Origin of the sequence: Alkalihalobacillus sp. MEB130, assembly GCF_032335535.1 — a bacterium.
Taxonomy (GTDB): Bacteria; Bacillota; Bacilli; order Bacillales; family Bacillaceae_D; genus Halalkalibacter.
Map to the genome: position 1 here is coordinate 60153 of NZ_JAOANA010000014.1, position 17452 is coordinate 77604.

Here is a 17452-nt window from a genome sequence, read left to right on the forward strand (position 1 = left end):
TCTCTATTAGTTAAATTTAATAATAACCTTTAGTCGCTTAATCATTTTTCGAGCGGGGGAACCAACTTTGGTGGAAATGTTCCATCTTGGGGTGAATCTTACTAAGTAAGAGGGGATACTCTCAGTCCCTAATCCGACAGCTAACCTCGTCAGCGTTATTTTGGAGAGAAGGGTCTCAATAGACCATTCTTTGTGATGGTCTATTTTATTTTGCATAAAAAGAGGTGGAGAAAAATGGCAGACAAAAAGAAACAATTTGCTGTTGTTGGGTTGGGACGTTTCGGTGGTAGTGTGTGCAAGGAGTTATATAGAATGGGACATCAAGTTTTAGCTATCGATAATAGAGAGCATAAAGTAAATGAGTTTGCACAATACTCTACACATGCTGTTATTGCAGACTCGACCGATGAAAAAGCGTTACAATCTCTAGGAATTCGCAACTTTGAATACGTCATAGTTGCGATTGGCGATAATATTCAATCTAGTATATTAACTACTCTCGTATTAAAGGAAATGGAAGTTGAGAATGTTTGGGTAAAAGCTCAAAGCGCTTATCACCATAAGGTACTTGATAAAATAGGGGCCGATCGAATCATTCACCCTGAGCATGATATGGGAGTTCGTATTGCACAACATTTAACTTCAGAAAAAATTGTAGATTTTATTGAGTTGTCTGATGAATACAGTATTGTAGAACTGCTAGCAACAAACAAAATTCATAATCGCTCAATCATTGAATTAGATGTACGTGCCAAGTTTGGTTGTACGATCTTAGCGGTTAAAAAAGGGGAAGATATCAATGTTTCTCCGTTGCCTGAAGATGTGATAAATGAAAAAGATATCCTTATTGTCATTGGTCATAAAAGAGATTTAAAGAGATTTGAAGAAGAAGGTTTATAGAGATGGGAAAAATAAGGCAGCACCTAAGTCATCTTACTGCGGTTCAGATTATTGTTATGTACTACATTTTTGCTGTCATTATTGCAATGGGTTTATTTAGTCTACCTGTTGCACGTAATCCTGGAACGGAATGGGGGTTTATTGAGGCACTCTTCACGGCTGTAAGTGCTGTAAGTGTAACAGGACTAACTGTTGTCTCAACAGCAGAAACCTTCAGTGTTCCAGGTACGTTTATTCTTGCTTTTGTTCTGCAATTTGGCGGAATTGGAATTATGACATTAGGAACATTTGTATGGATGCTCTTTCGTCGAAAGATTGGATTAAGAGAAAGACAATTAATTATGACAGATCAAAACCGCGGAGAAATGGCAGGCTTAGTTTTGATCATGAAACAGATTTTATTTATTATTTTAGCGATTGAAGCTATCGGTGCACTCATTCTCGGTATTCACTTCTTACAATACTTCCCGACTTGGCAAGAAGCATTTATACAAGGTTTCTTTGCATCAGTAAGTGCCACAACAAATGCTGGGTTTGATATTACAGGGAGTTCTCTAGAGCCCTTTGCTCATGATTACTTCGTTCAATTTGTTAATATCATTTTATTAGTATTAGGGGCAATTGGGTTTCCTGTTCTCATTGAAGTAAAGGAGTTCTTACTGGCAAAAGAACGACCATTTAATAAGCGCTTTTCACTTTATACTAAATTAACAACAACAACATTTGGGTTACTTGTTTTAGTTGGTTTTATTGGAATACTTTTATTGGAAAGAAATCATTTCTTTCTTGATAAATCGTGGCATGAAACCTTCTTTTATGCCCTATTCCAATCCGTTACAACTAGAAATGGCGGGCTTGCCACAATGGATGTAGCAGAATTTTATATTCCTACACAGTTATTTTTAAGTGCTCTCATGTTTATCGGGGCTTCACCTAGTAGTGTGGGTGGAGGAATTCGAACCACTACGTTCGCCATCATCATTTTAGCTATTTATACATTTGCTCGAGGGAAAAACTCGATAAAAATATTCGGCAGAGAAATCGATCAAGAAGACATAATAAAGTCCTTTATTGTCATAAGTGTAGCGATAATGCTTACTGCTTCAGCTGTTATTTTCCTCTCATATATTGAACCGTTTCCTTTAACAGCTATCATTTTTGAGGTATGCTCGGCTTTTGGAACTACAGGGTTATCTATGGGAATTACTCCAGACCTAAGCACAGCTGGAAAATTAACGATCATTTTCTTAATGTTTGTAGGTCGTATCGGTGTTTTTGCATTCTTATTTATTATTCGGGGCAAAATGACGGAAGAGCATTATCATTATCCAAAAGAGAGAGTTATTATTGGGTAATAATCTATAATTACTATTTTAATAGTATAAAATATAAATTTCATTAAAACAGGCATCTCCCAATATTCAGGAAATGCCTGTTAACGTTTATTAACTCTTCCCTTGACTCTGCTTATAAAACTCATGAAACAACTTCATTAACGCTCGTTTCTCAATTCTTGATACATAACTACGTGATATCCCAAGCTCTTTTGCTATCTCACGCTGGGTGCGCTCTTCCTCTAAATTTAAGCCGAAGCGACCCACAATCACTTCTTTTTCGCGCTCATCTAAAACGTGAATGAACTTGTAAATCTGTGTCTTCTCCATATTCGTTTGAATCACATCAACGATATCTTCGCCTTCCTCTTGCAGGACATCAATTAACGTAATCTCATTCCCCTCTTTGTCCGTTCCAATCGGATCGTGCAGGGAAACATCCTTCTTAACCTTCTTTAAGGCTCTTAAATGCATAAGAATTTCATTTTCAATACACCTTGCAGCATAGGTTGCTAGCTTTGTCCCTTTTCCATCAGAATAGCTTTCTATCGCTTTAATTAAACCAATCGTTCCTATTGAGATGAGGTCTTCTGTATCTTCCCTTGTATTTTCAAACTTCTTGACGATATGCGCCACCAAACGTAGGTTATGTTCAATTAGAAGGTCGCGTGCTTCTTCGTCTCCCTCCTGCATAAGCTTTAAGTATTTACGTTCTTCATCTTTCTTTAGTGGCTGTGGGAAGGCGTTATTCTTAACGTATGATACGAAGACGATAACTTCTTTAAACAAGTAAGAGATCGCTGCAATTATTGTTGACATAACATCACCCCCATAATGTCGTTACTTTAACTCTATGTATAACTGGGCTTGGTCGTGTCTGTCCACCTAAAATAAAGTTAGATTTTCTCTTTTTTACATATTTTCTTCGTGTCGCCTAACACTTCTACTGCAACCATACACACATTTGTTTTTTTTGCGAAAAAGACCTGCTTGATGGTAACTCAAGCAGGTCTTTTTTCATTTTCAATTTGTTTTCTCATATTTATCATTCATCAGCCGTTCAATCACTTTGGCTAATAACAACGTTCGTTCTGTTAATGAGGATATAACTAAATATTCCTTGCTGCTATGCGCATTGCCTCCAATAGGACCAAGACCATCAATTGTAGGGATTCCCATTGCGGATGTAAATGACGCATCCGATCCTCCCCCTGTTTTCGTGTCTTTGATTTCGATTCCCAAATCTTCTCCAACCTTTTTAACAATATTAAAGAGATCTTCAATTTTTTTATTCTTTAACATTGGAGGTCTTCTCATATCTCCTGTCAATTCAATTTCCGTACCACTTACATCAGAAGAAGCACAGACTTCTTCAATTTTATGTTCCATTTCTTCCGCTTGTTCCGGAGTCGATACTCGTACATCAATATGGCCAATAGCCATGGCCGATACAGTGTTAACGGCATCTCCTCCTTCAATAATCCCCACATTTACGGAGACACCATGTTCATGATCATTTAATTCATGAAGCTTGACAATTTTGTGAGCTAACTCTTCAATTGCACTTCTCCCTTTTTCAGGCTCAATACCTGAATGGGCCGCTTTTCCATGAACTTCAATTGTAAAACGTCCACTCCCTCTTCTCTCTGTTACTAAAGAGCCATCTCGTCTTGCTGGTTCCATAATTAAAGCATACGATTTTCCAATTGCTTCTTTTTCTATTATTTCACGTGACGTTAAAGAGCCAATTTCTTCATCACTGTTTAAGATGATTTCAACATCTTTATAGGCAGAAGAGCCACTTTCTTTTAAATAACGAAGTGCGTAAATAACCGTAACTAAACTAGCCTTCATATCAATGACACCAGGTCCAAACGCTCGTCCATCCTTAATGGAAAAAGGGCGATCGTTAGCCGTCCCTTCTTCAAACACCGTATCCATATGAGCAACTATCAAAATCGAAGACTGCTTTCTTTCGGGGTGTTGAATAATGACATGATCACCTAGATCATGTTGTTTCACTTTCTGAATGTCATAACCCAACTCTATAAAAAAAGGAATAAGCTCTTTTCCAACTTGGTCTACACCTTTCTTATAGTACGAACCACTGTCAATATTAACTAATTTTTCTAGCAAAACAAGCATTTCGTTTTCTTTACTATGAACGTCCATCTAGGTCTTCCCCTTACCCTTCTTGTCCTTGTATCTCCTTTTATTTTCATGTATTTCGACTTTTTTTGCAAGGTACATTCGCCTGGTTCCAAATAATACATAAATCATTGTGCTCGTAAACCTATTGACACAAAAAAATGAGCGATTCAATTGAATCGCTCGCAATGGGGGAGAGTAGAGAGAACATTTTTGGAAGCTAAGTCAATGACCTTTCCTGTATTTAATGTACCTTACTCTGTTGTCATTTACAGCTTTTTTGTTATATCTTCTTACAAGGAACTTCCTCATTTTATTTATTTTGTTAAATCTAGTAACATGTCGTCCCATTTTAGTGCTTCTCATTCCTGTTTGCTTATGTTGTATAATAAGGTAAACAGTTCAGTTACATATACTTAATCACAAGACATTACATGGAGGTTACCTATGTATAATCTATCTGCGATACAAAAGATCTTAGAAAATAGAAAAAGTGGAATTCTTGGCTCTACTTCTATGAACTCTGCTGTTATTGTACCTTTAATCTATATTGATAATGAATTATCGGTTCTCTTTGAAGTTCGTTCCAAACAACTCAATAAGCAACCTGGAGAAATTTGCTTTCCTGGAGGCAGAATTGACTCAACAGATCCATCAGCAGAAGCAGCTGCGCTCCGCGAACTAACTGAAGAAATAGGAATCCCTAAGCAAGACATGACGATTATGGCTCCCCTTGATGTCCTTGTTACTCCCTTCCGTGGAGTCATTTATCCTTTCCTTGCAGAGTTACGAAGTCTTGAAGAATTAAACATTAATCAAAAAGAAGTGGATCATATATTCACTGTTCCATTATCATACTTGCATCAACACAAACCGGCTGTACACACTATGAAAATTCACTTTGAACCTGGGGAAGGATTTCCTCTGAATCAAGTTCCTAATAAGCAGGCATACACAAAACGATATGAGGAAATTCCTGAGTACTTCTATTATTATCAAGACTATGTTATTTGGGGGTTAACGGCTCGCATTCTAGCTCATTTTCTTGATCTTCTCAAACGAATATAGGTGCTTTCATTAAAAAATTGTAAAATTTAACTAACGTTTCACTAACAAAGAGAATCTGTTAATTACATGGCTATCTTAGTTATGTAATTAACAGCTAATTAATGATTCCATGTTGGATAATCTCCGCTTTAACAGTTACTTCAATGGGGATATTTGGGTATATCTCGTTCCAATCTCGGTCCTTTAGCTGCTGTTTGTGATAAGCCATGACTTCCCTGCCTACTCCAAAATAATCACAGTTAGCAGCCTGAATTTTCTCAACTACAGTTGTCGCCAAATCAGAAAGTTCCTTCGTTATCTTTTTATTTAAATCGGCTATTTTAGCCTCATCAAGGCTATCTGGTGGAAACTCAGCAACATTGAAGTATAAATTCACATCTAGATCTACTTCAATTTCACCCTCTTTGTTAACTTTCACATGTAACATTCGGTCAAACTCTTCAACTTGGACGGTTATATAGTTTAAAGCATTCATTATTTCCTCTTTTTCGGCTATTTCCACCGTAAATTGAGCATCCTCATACATGATATTATTGAGAAGATTCGCCATAACACTTTCTCTAGTACTAATTTTTCCAGTCATAATTTTTCCGTGAAATAAAGCTGCTCCACTAATCAAGGCAACTTCCTTTTCATTGGAAGTTCCAATTGAAATGATCGGTAGCATAAAATCTCGTCCTGGGTCGACCATAAGTGGGCAGATATATTGAATATTCATTTTTGGGATGATGGAACGTTTTTCAGCACCTTCAATGAGCTTTGAATAATAGTCACTTATTAATGTTTGACCTTCTATATCGATATCTAACGCGTCATGTGCCTTTACTTCCGTAATGGCAATCTTTGCATTCAATGGAGCTCTTGGATCGCGGTAATATAAATCAAGCATTGCATAAAGATCTTCTTCAGCTAAAATACTTTCTACTAATAGCACTCTAATCTTTGACGAATCTAATATACCGTCAACAGTATTATCAATATTGTTGCGTGATTCCCTCAGCGTATTTCCTATCCCTGTAGCCATACGAACAATTGGTGCTTCAGTATTCGTTTCTTGTTCAGGAATGGTAACACTTGTAAAAAATTTCCCTTCTTCATTTCGATCAATCCCTGCGGTAAAAATTAAATTTACGTCTTTAATTAAATACTGATCCCAACATCCTGATATGATCATAGTTGCTAGTAAAATTACAATAGAACTACCTACTTTTGTTAGCATCTTGATCCACCTTTTCTCTCTTGAATATGCAAATGTATAACACTGTTAAGACTGGTATTCCAATAACAAATATCAATCCGATATTTGTTATGATTTCACTCCAACTTGCAATGGATATCGAATTTCGTGGAATCAGCGCAATAACAAAGCTTGAGCCGATTATAAAAGGAACAGTTTTTTTATGATGCTTTACTGAGAAAACATCAGCAAGACCAACAGATGCTAGATAGACATAGCTCATTAATGATGTGACAACAGACATAATCCATATTGCTAAAAAGACAATATCAACCCTTTCAAGCACCGGAAAAGTAAATGCTTTTAATAAATATAAAACCGGTTCGGGAATTAATTTTATCTCCTCAGGGCTAAAAAAGAGCAGACATATTAAAGTCAAATACGTGTAAAAGACCGTCACGATAACATTAGCGATACTAGCAGCAGCTAACTTCTTCTTTTTAGACCCTTCTACAAATGGAAAGAGAAATAAGATCACCTCAAATCCAAGAATTGATAATAATGCCTCTTTTCCACCTTTTACAATATTAAGTATCCCGCTATCTCCAATCGGCATAATATATCTAATATCCATATATGGGTAAGCAGGTAAGGTTAAGAATATAATGGTGAGTAATAGGACAGAAACCAATGTATGAAAGCGGCCAATTACCCTTAGTTTATCAACGACTAAATAGTAGGCTAAAATGCACATCATTAGATTGAATGCCCAGCTAGGTGTTCTAGGAAATGCCCAAATTTCAATGACGAAATTGAATAGAATTAAGACAAGACTACTAACAAAGATAAAATAAACGGTATATCCAATCGTAAGAGCTCGTCCAAACAGTTTCCCATACACCTTTGACAATAATCCATAAAAAGGACTTGTCGGAAACCAGTTTGTTAACACCCAATACAATAAGATGATTAGTTGAATAATTCCCCCGACTAGAAGCATCGAAATCCAAGCATCTGTTTTTGCGCCACTTTCATAGATCATATAAGGTAAAGAGAGTATCCCTACTCCGATTTGTGTTTGAATAATGATAAATATGAATTGTAAGGGACTAATTAACTCTTTATTATTGGTTACCATTTCCTTCTTCCTTTGCGTATAGCTTGCCTGAATTTTTTCCTCGGTAACGTTGCTTTCGGCCGTTCATTCATTTTTTTCATAGGAGCGCGAATGACACTATCCTTAAGATCTTGCCATGTTAGAGGAGCTAATGGTGAGAAATAAGGAGAGCCAAAGGACTCCAACCTACATAGATGGATGAGCAAAAGCGTAAAACAAAACATGATTCCAAAATAACCAAAGCTAGCAGCGAAAAACATAAAAGGAAACCGGATTACTCTTAGTGCTGAACTCATTTCAAAAGAAGGAACGACAAAAGATGCAATCGCAGTTATTGCCACAACAATAATCATAATGTTAGATACTAGCCCCGCCTGGACAACCGCATCCCCAATGACTAGTCCACCTACAATTCCAATTGTTTGTCCAATAGGGCTTGGCAAGCGAATTCCTGCTTCCCTAATTAACTCGATCGTTAATTCCATTAAGATTGCCTCAACAATAGGAGGATATGGAATTCTTTCTACCGAGCTTTTGACTGGGAGCACTAAATCAGCTGGAATTACTTCAAAATGAAAAGAGACAGTTGCAATATAAATAGCCGGAACAAAAATAGCTATTAGAAAGCTAACCATTCTCAATAAGCGATAGAAGGTACCAACTAAAAATCGACTATTGTAATCATCAGGCGATTGATAAAAAGTAAAAAAACTACTTGGACAAACAAGAGCAGTAGGATCACCATCCGTTAATATCGCTATACGACCATCTATTAGATTAGCCATTACACGATCTGGCCGTTCTGTATTAAGCATTTGCGGGAATGGTGAAATTGTATCATTTTCGAGAAACTCTTCTATAGCACCAGGGCTGAAGACCATATCTATTGATATTGACTTTACCTTCTCCTCGACTTCTTTTACAATTGTTGGATTTGCGATACTAGCTAAATAAACTAAAGCAATTCTTGTCTTCGTTTCCGTCCCAACAGCGTGATATTTAATAACCAAATCTTGAACCTCAATCCTTCTTCTTAGAAGCTGAAGATTAGTCATTAATGTTTCAACAAAGCCGTCGTGTGAACCTCGAACAATTTTCTCATTTTCAGGTTCTTGAACAGATCGCTCAGTTGTTTTTTTGACATCGAACACATAGGCTTCTGACTTTTCTTCTAGAAATACCGCAGCCATTCCTTTATGTAATTCATTAGAAACCTGATTGATGTGTTGGATCTCAGAGACCTCAGTGGCGCTTATTTTCTTCTTAAGCTCAGACTCTTCAGATTGAGAATCAGTTTCCAGATTAGAGAAAAATGTTTTTTCTAGTTTTTCTTCATCTATAATTGTTTCAAGAAATAGACAAATTCCCCGCCTACCGTTCCAAGTAAATTCTCTTTTTTTTAAATCATCTGTGTAGTGACTATCTTCTCGAATATATATATAATTTGCATTTAGCTTTTTAAAAACAAAAAAGGAATTCATTCCGGTACTCCTACCTGTTAGCATTTTTTATAATATCTCACACTGTTATGGTAGTTATTCTACTGTGAGTAAGCATTCTAGATAACATTCCCAATTTACAAAACCAAAATGAAAGAGGGGTTCTTAACCATTGATTGGTTAAGAACCCCTCTTAGAAATAATATTTAGATTACTAATTTTTGAGTATCTATTATTAATGAGTATTCTCTTCATATAACTGCTTCTGTGCTTTCATCGCCAAACGATGAAATACCACCGCTAACGCTAGTGCAATAAATATACCAGCAATAAATAAATTCGGTACAACGATAACCGTACTTTCTGTTGGAATGACTAATCCGATAAACAGAAAAATACTTAATGATAACAAAATGAAACCAAATTGTTTGTAATCCGTGACTTTCGCTTCAAGTTGCTTGATCTTTTTATCTTCCATTTATCTTCCTCCTACTCTTCTATCATTCATTCTATCATTTTCTACAAGAAATAGATGATGCAATGTTTGTTAAATATCCTATATGGTTCCATTTAACTTATAAACCTTAAATCAATCGTCATTGTAATAGCAAGCTTTCATCTGTTGACAGAATACGGTATCATTAAGTTTAGTTTGAACTACATACATTGGAGGAACATGAATATGAAAAGCATTGTACGTGATATGAGCCTTGCCCCTGAAGGCCATTTAAAAATTGATTGGGTCAAAGAACATATGCCTGTTCTTAATCGTATCCGTGAAGATTTCGAAGTCACTCAACCTTTTAAAGGATTAAAAGTGGCCATTTGTCTCCATTTAGAAGCAAAAACCGCTTATCTTGCCAAAGTAGTGAAAGCAGGAGGAGCTGATGTTTATATTGCAGGAAGCAACCCTCTTTCCACTCAAGACGATGTTTGCGCTGCGCTTGTTGAAGACGGCATTACTGTTTTCGCTAAACACCGACCTGATCCAGAGGAATTTAAACAACATTTAATTATGGCACTAGAAGTAGAGCCAGACCTGATTATTGACGATGGGGGCGACTTTACGACACTCCTTCATTCAGAGCGTCCTGATCTTATCAAAAACATTCGTGGAGGTTGTGAAGAAACGACAACGGGTGTTATTCGAGATAAGGCGTTAGAAAAGTCAGGAGACCTACCGTTTCCCATGATTGCGGTAAATGATGGTTATTGCAAACATTTATTCGATAATCGCTATGGTACTGGTCAATCAGTGTGGGATAGCATAAACCGTACAACCAATTTAGTTGTTGCAGGAAAAACAGTAGTCGTTGTTGGGTACGGATGGTGCGGACGTGGTGTCGCAATGCGTGCAAAAGGTCTGGGAGCTAAAGTAATTGTGACTGAAGTAGATAGCATTAAAGCTATTGAAGCCTATATGGATGGATTTGAAGTAATGTCACTAGTAGAAGCTGCGCAACATGGGGATTATTTTATTGCTGTAACTGGGAATCAATATGTGATTCGTCGTGAACATTTGGAAGTTATGAAAGATGGGGCCATTTTAGCAAATGCAGGTCACTTTGATGTGGAAGTGAACAAACATGACCTTGAGGCCTTATCTACTTCTAAACGTGAAGTGCGCAAAAACATAGAAGAATATGTTCTTAAAGATGGACGTAAGCTCTATTTGCTAGCAGAAGGTCGTCTTGTTAACTTAGGAGCAGGTGATGGTCACCCTGCTGAAATAATGGACATGACATTTGCCTTACAAGCCGTCTCGCTTGCTTATGTGAATGAAAAGTACAAAGAAATCGGAAATCGAATTATTACGGTTCCTTATGAATTAGACAAGCAAGTCGCTCAGTTAAAATTAGAGGCGCTTGGAATCCAAATTGATGCTCTAACAGATGAACAAAAAGTCTATCTTGAAAGCTGGAAGATTGATTAATTGTCGTTGTCAATAAAGTGGTTGCTAAAAAGCCTTGAGAGAAGTGACCTTCTCTCAAGGCTTTTTAAATTGTAGATTTCACTTTTGAAAATGAAATTTAAAATTGTTCGCTTAAACGATTCGCTTCAAAGATGACCTTCTCTTCATCTACTGTTAAGCACTCGCCATTTCTCACAACTTGTTTTCCTTGTACGAACACATCTTTCACATCTCGTCCGCTTCCTGAATAAACAAGATGAGAAACCGGATTATGAGCAGGCTGATAAAAAGCTTGTTTCGTATTCATCACAATGAAATCAGCTTCTTTCCCAACCTCAAGGCTTCCGATTTGATCTTCTAACCAGATCGCTTCAGCTCCATGAATGGTAGCTAGTTGCAATGCCTTTTCTGCAGGAATTAAGGTTGCATCGTTATGGACACCTTTGTATAAAAGAGCCACCTGCTTCAATTCTTCAAATAAATCTAGATTGTTATTAGAAGCGGAACTGTCCGTTCCAAGAGAAACAGTAATTCCTTTCTTTAGCATTTCAGGTACAGGGGCAATACCGCTTGCTAATTTCAAATTGCTAATAATGTTATTTGACACCTTCACATCATGTTTAGCGAGAATATCCATTTCCCAATCTTCCACATGTACAGCATGTGCTACCAAACTTCTTTGTGAGAACACACCTAGCTTTTCTAGATGCTTAACTGGACGCTCCCCATATTCTTTCTCATTTTGAGCTACTTCTGCGATCGTTTCAGACATATGGATATGAATCGGTGCGTCTAGCTCAACTGCTTTTGATACAATTTGTTCTATAAATTGAGGTGAACACGTATACGGTGAATGTGGTGACATCATCGTTGTAATTCGTCCATTCGCTTTGTTGTTCCAATTTCTAGCAAAGCTTGAGGCCTCTTCTAACTTACTTTGACGTAACTCTTCTGAACCAAAGCCAATCATCCCTCTACATAGCCTAGCTCTTGCTCCTGATGCTTCTACAGCCATTGCGACTTCATCCATATTGTCATACATATCAACAAATGTTGTCGTCCCTGTACGTAGCATCTCAATCAACGATAAGTATGTTCCCCATTTCGCATGCTCTTTTGTGTACTGAGCTTCAATAGGCCACATTTTCTCCTCTAGCCATTGTTGCAATGGAAGGTCGTCTGCATAACCACGAAGCAACGACATTGAAGCATGGCCGTGCGTATTTACTAAACCAGGTAACACATAATCGCCTTTTACATCAATGACTTCCTCATACATGGAAAGATCGTTTGGCGTTTCACCTACATATGTAATCTTGCCATTTTCAAACGCGATAGCTCCACCTTTAAGTACTTGATTCGAACCGTTTACAGTAATGATGGTTCCATTTATTACAATCGTTTTTGACATAGATAATACCCTTTCTGCTCATTCATTTTAGAAGGGTTTATCTGAAAAGGTTTGTGATGCGATTCTTTTCAAATAAACCCGAAGCCATTAATTTATTTTGTTTTTCTCAACAGGCATCCAGCCTTGGCCATCAACCCATTCAATAAACACTTCATAACGTTCACTTGGATTATTCCTATCACTTACTTCTCCACGAGCTCTCGTTGCCGATCCCCCGTTACCTAGCCAAAAAATAGTCATATCAGAAAACCCTGTAGCTTGCTGAATAGCCCTCACCATTTCATTCCAGTTCGTCCCGTTTTTTGTGAAGTCAGGAGTAAATTCACCCGTTTGCGATGTCCCTACTGGTGACCAGTCTTCTTCTGGAACAGCCTCAACAAATTCTTCATCCATTTCTGTCTCTTCTTCGCTGTCCTCTTCTTCCCTTACCTCAGGTTCCTCTTCTTCTCTTGCTTCCTCATTTGTCTCAACAGGATCTTGAATTACTTCTGTTTCATTTGTTTCTTCTATTTCTTCTACTAAGTCATTTTCAGTCGATGCTTCTTCACTTTTGGTTGCTCCTAAGAAAATTTGAACGGCAACTACAATAATAAGAATGGTCACTACAGCTATCGCCACATTTAATATACGGTTTTCTCGCTTCTTCTTACGTTGTTCAAAACGATATCCTTGCATAACTCCACTCCCTTTAATCCTTTTCTCTGTCGTTAATTATACAAGATCTTTCCGAAAAGCGCGAGAACAGGTTGATACAAGGTTTTACACAATCAAAAAAAGCTACTCAGTATGAGCAGCTTTTTTGATGTGTTAGCTAATATCGACAATTTTAATTTCCATTTCCCCACCTGGTGTGTTAACGGAAACTTTATCATTAATACCTCGTCCCAATAAACTTTGTGCCATTGGAGAGTCATTTGAAATTTTCCCAGCTGCTGGATCTGATTCTGCACTACCCACGATCGTATACTCTTCTTCTTCTCCATCTGGAAGCTCAATAAATTTCACTGTCTTCCCAAGAGATACAACATTTGCTGCACCTTCTTCTTCTTCGATCATAACGGCATTACGAATCATCTTTTCTAGTTGAGCAATACGTCCTTCAACAAAAGCCTGCTCTTCCTTCGCAGAATCATACTCTGAGTTCTCAGAGAGGTCACCGAAGCTACGAGCAATTTTTATTCTTTCAACGACTTCTTTCCGTCGTTCTGTCTTTAAGTATTCTAATTCCTCTTCTAACTTCTTCTTACCATCCATTGTCATATAATGCTTTTTCTCTTCTGCCATGTCTTTCACTCCTCATCTACTACGTTCAAATAATAATGAAATACAAAAGTTCAACTTCATATGTAGACTAAAAACTCGGGTTACCGAGTTTTTAAAATCGTCTCATAAAATATAGACCTGTTCTTATGCTATTACAAAATCGCTTTCTCTTCAATAATTGTTCGAATTTTTGTTACCATTAGATCAATTGCGACACGATTCTGCCCGCCTTCTGGAACAATCACATCTGCATATCGCTTCGTTGGCTCAATAAATTGTAAATGCATCGGTCTTACAACTGATGTATATTGATTAATTACTGATTCGATAGAACGACCACGATCCTCTATATCTCTTACCAAACGGCGGATAATTCGGATATCAGCATCAGCATCTACAAATAATTTAATATCCATCATCTCACGCAAACGTTCGTCTTCTAGAATTAAGATGCCTTCAACAATAATAACATCTTTTGGATCAATATTGATAACATCCTTTGACCTTGTATGAGCCTTGTAATCATAGATCGGCTTCTTAATTCCTTTTCCTGACGAGAGCAATTGTAAATGCTCCAATAACAAGTCATTATCAAATGCTAAAGGATGATCATAGTTTGTTTTTAGTCGTTCTTCAAAGTGTAAGTGACTTTGATCTTTATAGTAAGCATCTTGTTCAATAAGAACAATCGATTGTTCATTAAATTGATAAAATATTTCTTTCGCTACCGTTGTTTTACCAGAACCTGTTCCCCCGGCCACACCGATAACAATTGGCTTTTTAGACATTATTTAACCTCTTTACGCATCATGTTTTGCGGATACACTGCTTGGTCTACTTTAAACTTGACAATTTGTAACGGATGTCGTGCTGCATCAATCTCATTGCCATCTTCATCCCAAAGCGTATCGACTTTTTGAATAAAGTTTGAAATTTCAGGGCCGAAAAATTCAACCTCATCTCCCACCTTAAAGTGGTTACGTTGCTGCAATGTAACGATGGATGTTTCTTGATCGTAATCAAGTACCAATCCAGCGAAATCAAACTTTGTCCGTTTCGGATGTTTTCCATACATTTGTTCTTCAAACGTCGGCTCTCCCTCGAAGAATTGAGGAGCAAAATCACGATTCGCACATTTTTCGAGTTCGTCTAGCCATGCTTTATCAATTTGGAAGTTATCTGGATCTTCACAATAAGCATCAATCACTTTACGATAGACACTTGTTACAGTAGCAACATAGTGAATGGATTTCATGCGCCCTTCCACTTTCAAGCTATCAATTCCAGCTTCGATTAACTTCGGAATTGCTTGGACAAGATTTAAATCTTTTGGACTCATTGTATATTGAGGATCTCCCTCTTCAAACAGAGCTTTCTCCCCGTTTTCGTTTGTCTCATATAAGTCGTATTCCCAACGACACGATTGACAGCACCCGCCTCGGTTTGAATCACGTGCAGTCATATGGTTACTTAACACGCATCGACCTGAATAAGAAATACACATTGCTCCGTGAATAAAGGCCTCGATTTCAATATCGACTTTCTTTTTCATCTCAAGCATTTCTTCAAGACCTACTTCACGAGCAAGAACCACTCGGTGTAATCCTTCTTCTTTCCAATACTTAACCGCTAGCCAGTTACTTAAAGATTGTTGAGTACTAAGATGAACCTCTACTTTAGGTGCAACTCGCTTACAGGTTTCAATAATAAGAGGGTCTGCAACGATAATTCCTGTTACCCCAACTTCTTGTAATGATTGTAAATACTCTTCAAGCCCGTCCATATTCTCATTATGAGCAAAAATATTCGTTGTTACATATATTTTTGCTCCATACTTATTAGCAAATTCAACTCCTTCTCGCATTTCTTCAATGGAAAAGTTGTCTGCATTTGAACGTAATCCAAATTCTCGCCCACCAATAAAAACCGCATCTGCCCCGTAATGAACCGCTACTTTGAGCTTTTCAAGACTTCCTGCTGGTGCTAAAAGTTCTGGTTTTTTTGTTATCACACGTTTGCCTTCTGTTGTTCGTTCTGCAATGGTAGTCATTTTTTCATAGCCTCCCTTCTTAATAAACCGTTTCTTTAAAGAAGAATCCAGTATCAAGCTTACGATTTTCCGGCTGAATGTCTTCTATTTTCTTTAAATATGCCTCTTTTCGTTCTTCGTATTCATCGCGATTATCTGCACATAAATCAATGGCTTCCCGATATAGTGCTGTTACAGCTTCCATATAATCTGTCGACTTTAATAATCCGTCTATTTTAAAACTATCCACACTCGCATCCATCATTTCTTCTAATTCATCAATAATGCAAATATCATTAGGACTCATAATGTGTGTTCCATTTTCATCTTCAAAAATTGGATAACGAGCATTGCGTTCAGGATCAAACAAATGAATATTTCGCTCTTTGTCTCGTTTTTCTACTGATAAATTTTTGCCTTGGAATTGCATATAGTTCCCGATCAATGTTCTTTTTGATTGAAACATACTAGTCATTCCATGAACTTGCACTTCTATCTCAACTTCAGCATGTTCTTTTATTTCTACAATCGCATCCATATTAATTTCACGAGCTAACACAGCACGCTTGGCACCTTTGCGTCCCCAATAGTTAGCAGTGAACCAATTCGTCGCTGTTTGTTCTGTATTCCAATGTAATTTCAAATCAGGAGCCACTTCACGCACAGTCATTAAAACAGCCGGATCTCCAAACGTTATTCCGTCCACACCTGTATCTTTTAAAAATGTAATGTACTCCGCCAATTCATCTACTTTTTCATTATGAAAAAGAGCATTCATGGCAACATAAACTTTCTTGCCAAGATCATGAGCGATGTTTGTCGCTTCTGTAATCGCATCTCTTGAAAATTCCCCGGCTAGACGAAGACCATAGCGTTCTTCCCCAATCAAAATAGCATCCGCACCAGCTACAAATAAACGTTTTACCGCTTCAATGTCTTTTGGTGTAACGAGCAGTTCAGGTTTCATTCCCATAGTTCACTCCTTTTATCTCTTTATACTGACAGCTAATCCATCTCCCACTGGCAAAATCCTTGTATCATAGTCAGGATGATTCATTAACCATTCATTATAGCTTTTTATCTTTGTTGCTAGTTTTTGTAATCGTTTATTTTCTATGTCTTCTTCCGCAACCAAACCACGAAATAACACATTATCCGAATAAATCACGCCACCAGGTTTAACCAATTTCCCATATAAATCAAAAAAGCGTTGGTATTGCCCTTTTGCGGCATCAATAAATAATACATCAAAAAGGGGTTCTGATTCAAGTGTTTGAGCCAAATCAAGCGCATCTCCAAACCTTACATCTATCTGATCAACAAGATCGAGTTCGGAAATATTTTTCAGTGCCTCCGTAAATCTTTCCTCATCCCGTTCCATTGTCACGATACGTGAAGAAGGAAAAGCTTGAGCCATTCGAATGGCAGAATAGCCGATTGCTGTTCCAATTTCAAGAATTCGTTTCGGCTCATGTAATTTCATTTGTTGTAATAGACTTTCCATCCCGATAAGATCCATAATTGGAACTTGGTTAACCTTTGCAAATTCTTCTATTTGTTCGACTCGCTCCCCGCGTGTTGGGATTAGCGACTTTAAATAATCCTCTACTTGTTTATTAATCATCATTCCACTCCATTCTCATCATTCAACCAT

Annotated in this window: 17 protein-coding genes and 1 riboswitch; of the genes, 4 read left to right on the top strand and 13 right to left on the bottom strand. The window is 37.4% G+C overall.

The annotated features are described in order from the left end of the window. Positions 1-24 precede the first annotated feature (24 nt). Positions 25-170, top strand: a riboswitch (cyclic di-AMP (ydaO/yuaA leader). 64 nt (positions 171-234) lie between these two features. Further along, the gene (locus N0O92_RS14825) at positions 235-900 is read left to right on the top strand and encodes a potassium channel family protein (RefSeq protein WP_315615434.1); all 666 of its coding nucleotides are present in this window, start codon (positions 235-237) and stop codon (positions 898-900) included. Positions 901-902: 2 nt separating this feature from the next. Beyond that, positions 903-2255, top strand: a complete 1353-nt coding sequence (locus tag N0O92_RS14830) for a TrkH family potassium uptake protein (RefSeq protein ID WP_315615435.1) — start codon at positions 903-905, stop codon at positions 2253-2255. Positions 2256-2345: 90 nt separating this feature from the next. Here N0O92_RS14830 and sigK read toward each other — a convergent pair whose 3' ends face one another. Then, positions 2346-3053: an RNA polymerase sporulation sigma factor SigK gene (gene sigK, locus N0O92_RS14835; RefSeq protein ID WP_315615436.1), complete on the bottom strand. Its 708-nt coding sequence runs from the start codon at positions 3051-3053 to the stop codon at positions 2346-2348. A gap of 204 nt (positions 3054-3257) precedes the next feature. Next, the gene (locus N0O92_RS14840; protein WP_315615437.1) at positions 3258-4406 is read right to left on the bottom strand and encodes a M20 family metallopeptidase; all 1149 of its coding nucleotides are present in this window, start codon (positions 4404-4406) and stop codon (positions 3258-3260) included. Positions 4407-4829: 423 nt separating this feature from the next. Between N0O92_RS14840 and N0O92_RS14845 the strand changes: the two genes are divergently transcribed. Next, a complete protein-coding gene (locus N0O92_RS14845; protein ID WP_315615438.1) occupies positions 4830-5450 on the top strand; it encodes an NUDIX hydrolase in 621 nt (206 codons plus the stop codon). 94 nt (positions 5451-5544) lie between these two features. Here N0O92_RS14845 and N0O92_RS14850 read toward each other — a convergent pair whose 3' ends face one another. The 4 genes from N0O92_RS14850 to N0O92_RS14865 all read right to left on the bottom strand — a co-directional run bounded on the left by N0O92_RS14850 (position 5545) and on the right by N0O92_RS14865 (position 9661). Then, positions 5545-6669 carry a Ger(x)C family spore germination protein gene (locus N0O92_RS14850; RefSeq protein ID WP_315615439.1) on the bottom strand — a complete coding sequence of 375 codons (1125 nt, stop codon included), beginning with the start codon at positions 6667-6669 and terminating at the stop codon, positions 5545-5547. Then, entirely contained in the window at positions 6650-7765 is a 1116-nt protein-coding gene (locus N0O92_RS14855) for a GerAB/ArcD/ProY family transporter (RefSeq protein WP_315615440.1), read from the bottom strand. Before N0O92_RS14855 ends, N0O92_RS14850 begins: the two co-directional genes overlap by 20 nt. After that, positions 7759-9225, bottom strand: coding sequence for a spore germination protein (locus N0O92_RS14860; RefSeq protein WP_315615441.1), 1467 nt, complete (start codon positions 9223-9225; stop codon positions 7759-7761). Before N0O92_RS14860 ends, N0O92_RS14855 begins: the two co-directional genes overlap by 7 nt. 193 nt (positions 9226-9418) lie before the next feature. Beyond that, entirely contained in the window at positions 9419-9661 is a 243-nt protein-coding gene (locus tag N0O92_RS14865; RefSeq protein WP_315615442.1) for a YrhC family protein, read from the bottom strand. 204 nt (positions 9662-9865) lie between these two features. Here N0O92_RS14865 and N0O92_RS14870 point away from each other — a divergent pair, with 204 nt between their 5' ends. Continuing rightward, positions 9866-11116 (top strand): adenosylhomocysteinase, encoded by a 1251-nt coding sequence (locus N0O92_RS14870; RefSeq protein ID WP_396334526.1) that lies wholly within the window; start codon positions 9866-9868, stop codon positions 11114-11116. Between the two features lie 97 nt (positions 11117-11213). Here N0O92_RS14870 and N0O92_RS14875 read toward each other — a convergent pair whose 3' ends face one another. The 7 genes from N0O92_RS14875 to N0O92_RS14905 all read right to left on the bottom strand — a co-directional run bounded on the left by N0O92_RS14875 (position 11214) and on the right by N0O92_RS14905 (position 17422). After that, positions 11214-12506 (bottom strand): amidohydrolase family protein, encoded by a 1293-nt coding sequence (locus tag N0O92_RS14875; protein ID WP_315615444.1) that lies wholly within the window; start codon positions 12504-12506, stop codon positions 11214-11216. An 87-nt stretch (positions 12507-12593) separates the two neighbouring features. Continuing rightward, positions 12594-13181: a YrrS family protein gene (locus N0O92_RS14880; protein ID WP_315615445.1), complete on the bottom strand. Its 588-nt coding sequence runs from the start codon at positions 13179-13181 to the stop codon at positions 12594-12596. A 132-nt stretch (positions 13182-13313) separates the two neighbouring features. After that, complete coding sequence (greA, locus tag N0O92_RS14885) at positions 13314-13790, bottom strand: transcription elongation factor GreA (protein ID WP_315615446.1); 477 nt, start codon at positions 13788-13790, stop codon at positions 13314-13316. Positions 13791-13921: 131 nt separating this feature from the next. Beyond that, positions 13922-14557, bottom strand: coding sequence for a uridine kinase (udk, locus tag N0O92_RS14890; RefSeq protein WP_315615447.1), 636 nt, complete (start codon positions 14555-14557; stop codon positions 13922-13924). Beyond that, the gene (locus N0O92_RS14895; RefSeq protein WP_315615448.1) at positions 14557-15819 is read right to left on the bottom strand and encodes a peptidase U32 family protein; all 1263 of its coding nucleotides are present in this window, start codon (positions 15817-15819) and stop codon (positions 14557-14559) included. Before N0O92_RS14895 ends, udk begins: the two co-directional genes overlap by 1 nt. Positions 15820-15838: 19 nt before the next feature. Beyond that, positions 15839-16771, bottom strand: coding sequence for a peptidase U32 family protein (locus N0O92_RS14900; RefSeq protein WP_315615449.1), 933 nt, complete (start codon positions 16769-16771; stop codon positions 15839-15841). Positions 16772-16783: 12 nt separating this feature from the next. Further along, positions 16784-17422: an O-methyltransferase gene (locus tag N0O92_RS14905; protein ID WP_315615450.1), complete on the bottom strand. Its 639-nt coding sequence runs from the start codon at positions 17420-17422 to the stop codon at positions 16784-16786. Positions 17423-17452 lie beyond the last annotated feature (30 nt).

Excerpts from the sequence above, each read along its gene's own strand:
- N0O92_RS14825 (WP_315615434.1), top strand. The coding sequence starts at position 235 with ATGGCAGACAAAAAGAAACAATTTGCTGTTGTTGGGTTGGGACGTTTC.
- N0O92_RS14830 (WP_315615435.1), top strand. The coding sequence starts at position 903 with ATGGGAAAAATAAGGCAGCACCTAAGTCATCTTACTGCGGTTCAGATT.
- sigK (WP_315615436.1), bottom strand. The coding sequence starts at position 3,053 with ATGTCAACAATAATTGCAGCGATCTCTTACTTGTTTAAAGAAGTTATC.
- N0O92_RS14840 (WP_315615437.1), bottom strand. The coding sequence starts at position 4,406 with ATGGACGTTCATAGTAAAGAAAACGAAATGCTTGTTTTGCTAGAAAAA.
- N0O92_RS14845 (WP_315615438.1), top strand. The coding sequence starts at position 4,830 with ATGTATAATCTATCTGCGATACAAAAGATCTTAGAAAATAGAAAAAGT.
- N0O92_RS14850 (WP_315615439.1), bottom strand. The coding sequence starts at position 6,669 with ATGCTAACAAAAGTAGGTAGTTCTATTGTAATTTTACTAGCAACTATG.
- N0O92_RS14855 (WP_315615440.1), bottom strand. The coding sequence starts at position 7,765 with ATGGTAACCAATAATAAAGAGTTAATTAGTCCCTTACAATTCATATTT.
- N0O92_RS14860 (WP_315615441.1), bottom strand. The coding sequence starts at position 9,225 with ATGAATTCCTTTTTTGTTTTTAAAAAGCTAAATGCAAATTATATATAT.
- N0O92_RS14865 (WP_315615442.1), bottom strand. The coding sequence starts at position 9,661 with ATGGAAGATAAAAAGATCAAGCAACTTGAAGCGAAAGTCACGGATTAC.
- N0O92_RS14870 (WP_396334526.1), top strand. The coding sequence starts at position 9,866 with ATGAAAAGCATTGTACGTGATATGAGCCTTGCCCCTGAAGGCCATTTA.
- N0O92_RS14875 (WP_315615444.1), bottom strand. The coding sequence starts at position 12,506 with ATGTCAAAAACGATTGTAATAAATGGAACCATCATTACTGTAAACGGT.
- N0O92_RS14880 (WP_315615445.1), bottom strand. The coding sequence starts at position 13,181 with ATGCAAGGATATCGTTTTGAACAACGTAAGAAGAAGCGAGAAAACCGT.
- greA (WP_315615446.1), bottom strand. The coding sequence starts at position 13,790 with ATGGCAGAAGAGAAAAAGCATTATATGACAATGGATGGTAAGAAGAAG.
- udk (WP_315615447.1), bottom strand. The coding sequence starts at position 14,557 with ATGTCTAAAAAGCCAATTGTTATCGGTGTGGCCGGGGGAACAGGTTCT.
- N0O92_RS14895 (WP_315615448.1), bottom strand. The coding sequence starts at position 15,819 with ATGACTACCATTGCAGAACGAACAACAGAAGGCAAACGTGTGATAACA.
- N0O92_RS14900 (WP_315615449.1), bottom strand. The coding sequence starts at position 16,771 with ATGGGAATGAAACCTGAACTGCTCGTTACACCAAAAGACATTGAAGCG.
- N0O92_RS14905 (WP_315615450.1), bottom strand. The coding sequence starts at position 17,422 with ATGATTAATAAACAAGTAGAGGATTATTTAAAGTCGCTAATCCCAACA.